General features: G+C 63.0%; 7 protein-coding genes and 1 pseudogene. All 8 read left to right on the top strand.

All coding sequences use genetic code 11. The features are described 5' to 3' along the window. Positions 1–730, top strand: a pseudogene (gene tolB / locus QZ522_RS16180) (Tol-Pal system protein TolB); the annotation flags it as partial. A gap of 78 nt (positions 731–808) precedes the next feature. Continuing rightward, positions 809–1,312: a peptidoglycan-associated lipoprotein Pal gene (gene pal, locus QZ522_RS16185; RefSeq protein WP_294613926.1), complete on the top strand. Its 504-nt coding sequence runs from the start codon at positions 809–811 to the stop codon at positions 1,310–1,312. A gap of 14 nt (positions 1,313–1,326) precedes the next feature. Further along, positions 1,327–2,157 (top strand): tol-pal system protein YbgF, encoded by an 831-nt coding sequence (ybgF, locus tag QZ522_RS16190; protein ID WP_294613928.1) that lies wholly within the window; start codon positions 1,327–1,329, stop codon positions 2,155–2,157. Further along, positions 2,154–3,410 carry a tRNA lysidine(34) synthetase TilS gene (gene tilS, locus QZ522_RS16195; RefSeq protein ID WP_294613932.1) on the top strand — a complete coding sequence of 419 codons (1,257 nt, stop codon included), beginning with the start codon at positions 2,154–2,156 and terminating at the stop codon, positions 3,408–3,410. Before ybgF ends, tilS begins: the two co-directional genes overlap by 4 nt. A 79-nt stretch (positions 3,411–3,489) precedes the next feature. Next, positions 3,490–5,409, top strand: a complete 1,920-nt coding sequence (ftsH, locus tag QZ522_RS16200) for an ATP-dependent zinc metalloprotease FtsH (protein WP_294613935.1) — start codon at positions 3,490–3,492, stop codon at positions 5,407–5,409. Continuing rightward, entirely contained in the window at positions 5,406–6,191 is a 786-nt protein-coding gene (locus QZ522_RS16205; RefSeq protein WP_294613938.1) for a methyltransferase domain-containing protein, read from the top strand. The genes ftsH and QZ522_RS16205 overlap by 4 nt, the downstream gene beginning before the upstream one ends. Before the next feature lie 79 nt (positions 6,192–6,270). Beyond that, on the top strand, positions 6,271–6,876 hold the full coding sequence (locus QZ522_RS16210; RefSeq protein WP_294613941.1) for an MOSC domain-containing protein: 606 nt from the start codon (positions 6,271–6,273) through the stop codon (positions 6,874–6,876). 159 nt (positions 6,877–7,035) lie between these two features. After that, positions 7,036–7,290: formate--tetrahydrofolate ligase (locus QZ522_RS16215; protein WP_294613944.1), on the top strand; the 255-nt coding region annotated here is incomplete at its 3' end.

The following is a 7,290-nucleotide window of genomic DNA, read 5'->3' on the forward strand; positions in this document are numbered from 1 at the left end:
CAGCTATCTGACCGACAGTTCAAGCATCGTTCTGGCGCCGCGGTTCTCGCCGACCGGCGACCGGGTGCTTTATACCAGCTATGAAACCGGCTTTCCGCGGATTTATCTTTTGGATGTGGCCAGTGTCGGGCGTCGCGCGCTTGAGACCCAGCCCGGAACCATGAGCTTTGCGCCGCGCTTTGGCCCGGATGGCAACACGGTGGTCTATTCGCTGACCCAGAACGGCAACAGCGATATCTTCAGGATGGACGTCAATAGCGGCGCAAGTGCGCGCCTTACCAATGCTCCGTCGATTGAAACCGCCCCAAGCTTTAGCCCCGACGGAACACAGATCGTGTTTGAAAGCGACCGCTCCGGCACGCCGCAACTCTATGTGATGTCGGCCAATGGCGGCGAGGCGCGCCGGATCAGCTTTGGTCAGGGGCGCTATGGCACGCCGGTCTGGTCGCCGCGCGGCGACCTGATCGCCTTTACCAAGCAATCCAAGGGCCGCTTTCATATCGGGGTGATGCGTACCGATGGCAGCGAAGAGCGCCTGTTGACGGCATCGTTCCTGGATGAGGGCCCGACATGGGCCCCCAATGGCCGGGTGATCATGTTCACCCGCGAAACCCAGGGGGCGCAGGGGCAGGCAAGTCTTTATTCGGTGGACATCACCGGGCGCAATCTCAAGCAGATTCAGACCTCGACCGGGGCAAGTGACCCGTCGTGGTCGCCGCTGCAAAATTAAGCCGAGCGGCCCGCGTTTCCTTGGGGCGCGGGCTGTGATAAAAGGGCCAAGGGCATGAACATAATGAATGGGGCAAAAATGACCTATCTGAGCAAGACACTTATCCTTTGTGCGGGGCTCGCTCTGGCGGCCTGTACCAACCCGGACCGGTTTGGCGATGCCAATACGGTTGACCTCAATGGCGGCGGTTATGGCGGATCGGCGCAGGACCCGAGATCGCCGGCCTATTTCCAGCAGACCGTGGGCGACCGGGTTCTGTTTGCGGTGGACCAGTCCACCCTTGGCAACGAGGCGCAAGCCACTCTTGCCGGTCAGGCGCAATGGCTGATGGCGAACCCCGAGTATACCGCGATCATCGAAGGTCATGCCGACGAACAGGGGACGCGCGAATACAACCTCGCGCTTGGTGCGCGCCGTGCCAATGCCGCGCATGAATACCTGGTAAGCCAGGGCGTTGCCGCTAACCGCCTCAAGGTGGTTAGCTATGGCAAGGAACGCCCGATCGAGATTTGCAGCAACGAGGCCTGTTATGCCCAGAACCGCCGGGCGGTCACGGTCATCGCCGCGGGTCTGAGCAGCTAATCCAAGGGGGTCGCATGCGCCATTTTGTCAAACTACTGGTCTGTGTTGCGCTTCTGGGCCCCGTTGGGGCGCAGGCGCAATCCGGCGAGACGCTTGCCGATATCCGGCAAGAGCTTTCGGTGCTGTTCGTCGAGCTGCAAAAGCTCAAGCGCGAGCTGAGCACGACCGGATCAGCCGGGCAACTTGGCGCAGGCGGCTCGCTCGTGGATCGCGTCAACGCGATCGAAAGCGAGGTTCAGCGTCTGACCAAGAAGACCGAAGAGCTTGAGTTTCGTATTGACCGGGTGGTCACGGATGGCACCAATCGCGTCGGCGACCTCGAATTCCGCCTGTGTGAGATGGACGAGGCCTGTGATGTCGGTACGTTAGAGCCCGGCAGCACCCTTGGCGGAATTGAGCCGATCACCGGCGGCGGTGGCGGTTTTGTCACCGTGCCGGAACCGACCGGCGCGCCGCAGCTTGCCGTTGGCGAGAAGGCCGATTTCGAGCGCGCCGAAGCGGCACTTGCGGCCGGACAATATGCCGAGGCCGCCGCACAGTTCGCGGCGTTTCAGTCGGCCTATCCCGGCGGCCCTCTCTCGGGGCGCGCGGGGCTGATGCGCGGCGAAGCCCTGGAGGCGGCGAACCAGCAAAGCGACGCGGCACGCGCCTATCTTGAAACCTTCAGCGCCGATCCGAACGGGTCTGAGGCGCCCGAGGCCCTATATCGTCTGGGGCGCTCGCTCGGGCGTCTGGGGCAAAGCGATGAGGCCTGTGTCACCCTGGGACAGGTCGCGGCACGCTACCCGCAATCTGCGGCGGTACAATCGGCGCAGGGCGAGATGAGCAACCTGGGCTGTCAGTGACGCAAGACACGACCGCTCTTTGGCACCGGATCGCCGGGCATTTTCACCCCAAGCCGCCGCGCCGCCTTGGTGTCGCGGTTTCGGGCGGCAGCGATTCGCTGGCGCTGTTGCTGCTTGTGGATGAATGGCGTGAAAACGGCGGGCCAGAGGTGTTTGCGGTCACCGTTGATCATGGCCTGCGCCCCGAAGCCGCAGGTGAGGCCAAAGAGGTTGCGCGGATTTGCGCCGGGCGCGGAATTGTTCACGAAACCCTGACATGGCGCGATTGGGATCAACAGGGCAACCTGCCCGATCAGGCCCGGCGCGCGCGTTATAGCCTGATGGCCGAATGGGCCAAGGCGCAGGGGATCGGTGATATCGCCATCGGCCATACCGCCGACGATCAGGCCGAGACCTTTCTGATGCGGCTGGCGCGTGGGGCGGGTGTTGACGGGCTTTCGGCGATGCGCACGCAATGGCAACAGGGCGATGTGCGGTTTCACCGGCCCATGCTTGGCCTGACGCGCGAGACGCTGCGCGACATGCTGCGCGCGCGCGGGCAGGGTTGGGTGGATGATCCCAGCAACGAGGATACCGCCTATGCAAGGGTGCGGGCACGCGCCGCCCTTGTGGCGCTGGAACCGTTGGGAATAAGCGCCGGGGGCCTTGCCGATGTTGCGCGCAAAATGGCCGATGTGCGCGATACGCTTTATGGGTATGTAATTGATGCCGCACGGGAAAACCTGCGGTTTGAACAGGGCGACCTGATCCTTGGGCGCGCCGGGTTTGAGCGTCTGCGCCCGGAGGTCGCGCGCCGGTTGCTGCAAGCCATGCTCGGCTGGATCAGCGGTGCGGATTACGTGCCGCGCGGTCGGGCGATGGAGGCGTTGCTTGCCGCTGCGCGCGACGGGCGGGGCATGACCTTGCAGGGCTGCCTGCTGAGTGTGACCGCCGACGACGTGCGCCTGAGCCGCGAATTCAACGCCGTGGCCGGTCTGCGTGTGCCGGTTGACGGGGTCTGGGACGGGCGCTGGTATGTGGAGCAAGGCCCCGATATCGCGGGGGCCGAGCTTGCCGCCCTCGGCGAAGCGGGCCTGCGTGCCTGTCCGGATTGGCGGCTCGGCGGAGTCCCGCGCGCATCGGCCCTGGCCCTGCCGGGGGTCTGGCGGGGCGATGAATTGCTGGGGGCACCGCTTTTGGGCTGGGCCAATGGATGGTCGATCAAGGCGATGCGCGGCGAGGAAGAGTTTCACAAAGCGCTATTATCTCATTGAAGATACAGGCGTGATCTCTATTTAAGAGGTGTGGGTCCTGTGATAGGTGCAGGACAACCGAATTTTGAGGAGAGATTCCTTGGGTAACGCAAGAAATATCGCCTTCTGGCTGGTGTTGTTCCTGTTGATCCTGGCGCTGTTCAACCTGTTCAGTGGCTCTGGCAATACGCTGCAAAGCAGATCCGTGTCCTATTCCGAGTTTGTGGCTGCGGTCGAGGACGGATCGGTAAGCCAGGTGACCCTGGATGGCGAAACGGTGCGCTATCGCACCACCGACGGCACCGATTACGCCGCGATCAAACCCGAGGATGCCGAGATCACCCAGCGTCTGATCGACGAGGGTATTCCGGTCAAGGCCGAGAGCCAGGAACAGTCCGGGTTCCAGACCTTTCTGGTGTCGCTGCTGCCTTTCCTCCTGCTGATCGGGGTGTGGATTTATTTCATGAACCGCATGCAGGGGGGCGGCAAGGGCGGCGCCATGGGCTTTGGCAAATCCAAGGCCAAGATGTTGACCGAAAAGCATGGCCGGGTGACCTTTGACGATGTTGCCGGGATCGACGAGGCCAAGGAAGAGCTTGAAGAGATCGTCGAATTCCTGCGCAATCCGCAGAAATTCAGCCGCCTCGGGGGCAAGATCCCCAAGGGCGCGCTGCTTGTCGGCCCTCCGGGCACCGGTAAAACCCTGCTGGCGCGCGCGATTGCGGGTGAGGCGGGCGTGCCGTTCTTCACCATCTCGGGATCGGACTTTGTTGAAATGTTCGTCGGTGTCGGCGCAAGCCGCGTGCGGGACATGTTCGAGCAGGCCAAGAAAAACGCGCCCTGTATCGTCTTTATCGACGAGATCGACGCCGTGGGCCGCCATCGTGGCGCGGGTTATGGCGGCGGCAATGACGAGCGCGAACAGACCCTCAACCAGCTTCTGGTGGAAATGGACGGGTTCGAGGCCAATGAGGGCGTGATCATCATCGCGGCGACCAACCGCAAGGATGTGCTTGACCCCGCCCTGCTGCGCCCGGGCCGTTTTGACCGTCAGGTCACCGTGCCCAACCCCGATATCAAGGGCCGTGAGAAGATTCTTGGCGTGCATGCGCGCAAAACTCCGCTTGGCCCGGATGTCGACCTGCGCCTGATTGCGCGCGGGACGCCCGGTTTCTCGGGGGCCGATCTGGCCAACCTCGTCAACGAGGCGGCGCTGACCGCTGCCCGTGTCGGGCGCCGGTTTGTCACCATGGTCGATTTCGAGAACGCCAAGGACAAGGTGATGATGGGCGCCGAGCGCCGGTCGATGGTTCTGACCGACGACCAGAAGGAAAAGACCGCCTATCACGAGGCCGGCCATGCGGTGGTCGGGCTTGCCCTGCCGAAATGTGATCCGGTCTACAAGGCCACGATCATCCCGCGCGGCGGGGCGCTTGGCATGGTGGTCAGCCTTCCTGAAATCGACCGCCTGAACTGGCACCGTTCGGAGTGTGAGGAAAAGCTGGCCATGACCATGGCCGGCAAGGCCGCCGAAATCCTCAAGTATGGCGAGGATGATGTCAGCAACGGACCGGCCGGGGATATCCAGCAAGCCAGCGGCCTGGCCCGCGCCATGGTGATGCGGTGGGGCATGTCCGACAAGGTCGGCAATGTCGATTACGAGCAGGCGCATGAGGGCTATATGGGCAATGGCGCCGGCGGGTTCTCGATCTCTGCGCATACCAAGGAGCTTATCGAAGACGAGGTGAAGCGCCTTATCGACGAGGCCTATCTGCGGGCGAAGAAGATCCTGACCGATAGCCGCGACGAATGGGAACGCCTTGCTCAGGGGCTATTGGAATACGAAACCCTGACCGGTGACGAAATCAAACGCGTGCTGCGCGGCGAGCCGCCTGCGGCGGATGACGACGACACCGACGGCAGCGCCGAAAGCAGCAAACCTTCGGTCACGGCCATACCCAAGACCAAGCCCAAATCGTCACCTGGCGATGGCGGGCTGGAGCCTGAGCCGTCAACGTGAGCGGTCTTTCCGGAAAAGCAGATTGGAATCCCGGGGCCTATGCAAGGTTCCGGGATCAGCGTTTGCGCCCCGCTCTCGACCTGCTGAATGCGGTCGGGCAGATGGGGGCCGGTGATATCGTCGATCTTGGCTGTGGCAATGGAGTCATGGGCGAGGCGCTGAAAGCGCGGGCGAGTGCGCGCACGGTGATCGGCGTCGATGGGTCCCCCGCGATGCTTGAAAAGGCGCGGGCGGCGAATGTGTATGATTCACTGCAACAGGCGGATTTCAACGACTGGCACCCGAGGCGCGCGCCGGGGCTTATCTTTTCCAACGCGGCCCTGCATTGGGTCGGCGGGCATGAGGCCGTGATGCCACGGCTGGCACGGATGCTGGGCAAGGGCGGCACGCTCGCGGTTCAGATGCCGCATCAGAACAAGGCGCCGTCGCATCGGGTCTGGCTTAGCCTGGTGGAAGAGCTGTTTCCCGGACGGGTCGAAAAGATGGGCACGCCCGGTGTCATGGCGCCGGTGAAATACGAGGAATTGCTGGCGCCGCTTGGTCAGTTCCGACTGTGGGAAACCGATTATTATCAGCGCCTCACAGCCGAACCCGGCAGCCATCCGGTGCGCCGTTATACCGAGAGCACCTATGCGCGCCCGGTCCTTGCCGCGCTTGATGCCGGGGAAAAGGCCGATGTTATCCGCCGCTATGAAGAGGTGATGATGGCGGCCTATCCGGTGCGCGCCGATGGCACGGTACTGTTCCCGTTCCGGCGGCTGTTTTTCACGCTCACCGTTTGAAGCGGGTTGTGGGCGACCCTGCGGGGCGAGTATTTTTGCCAAGAAGAAATATGAGTTCAGTCAATCTGGGAGGGTGGGCATGCCCGCACTGATGCCAACGGATTTTTCGGGCCGGATCACATGGCTTGGCCGGGTGGCAGATCGCGAGGTCTCGCTTGAGTCTGAACCGTTGCAGGAGATCGCTGTCGGTTTTGACGGGGTGAGGGGCGAAGAGCATGGCGGGCTGACGCGGCCGTCCTGCAGCCGGGTCCTGTCGCAGCATCCGCGCAATACCCCGATCCGTAATGTGCGGCAGTTTTCCATTCTGAGCGCCGAGGAACTGGCCTTGATCGCCGCCGAGATGGGGCTGGAGCGGATAGAGCCGGCCTGGGTCGGGGCGTCGATCGTGGTTGAGGGATTGGCGGATTTCACCCATCTGCCGCCGTCTTCGCGGCTTCAGGGGCCGGATGGGGTGACCTTGGTGGTGGATATGGAAAACCGCCCCTGTCATTTGCCTGCCAAGGTGATCGAGGGGGTGCATCCCGGCTTTGGCAAGGCGTTCAAACAGGCCGCGAAGGGGCGGCGCGGCGTGACGGCCTGGGTCGAGCGCGAAGGCCGGTTGGCGGTGGGGGAGTGCCTGCGTCTTCATATCCCCGATCAGCCGGTCTGGCGGGGGGTGATGCCGCTCTTTGACGAGGCGGGTTGAGAGGCCAGCCGGGGAACCGCCGTTTCGCATCGGAAACCAGACTGCGGCATGCCGCCGCAAGCGAGGCGGGATGTGTCGGATTCGCGTACTGTATGGGGCGCCAAACTCGGTATAGCCGATACCAGACCCCCCGCCCTGCGGACAGCATGAGGACCCAAAATGAGCTATAAATCCGACATCGAGATTGCGCGCGAAGCCAAAAAGAAGCCGATTCAGGAGATTGGCGCCAAGCTTGGCATTCCGACCGATCACCTTCTGCCCTATGGCCACGACAAGGCCAAGGTGAGCCAGGACTATATCACCTCGGTTCAAGGCAACAAGAATGGCAAGCTGATCCTTGTGACCGCGATCAACCCGACGCCCGCGGGCGAGGGCAAGACCACCACCACCGTGGGCCTTGGCGATGGTTTGAAC

Origin of the sequence: uncultured Roseovarius sp. (genome assembly GCF_913054395.1) — a bacterium.
Lineage (GTDB): Bacteria > Pseudomonadota > Alphaproteobacteria > Rhodobacterales > Rhodobacteraceae > Roseovarius.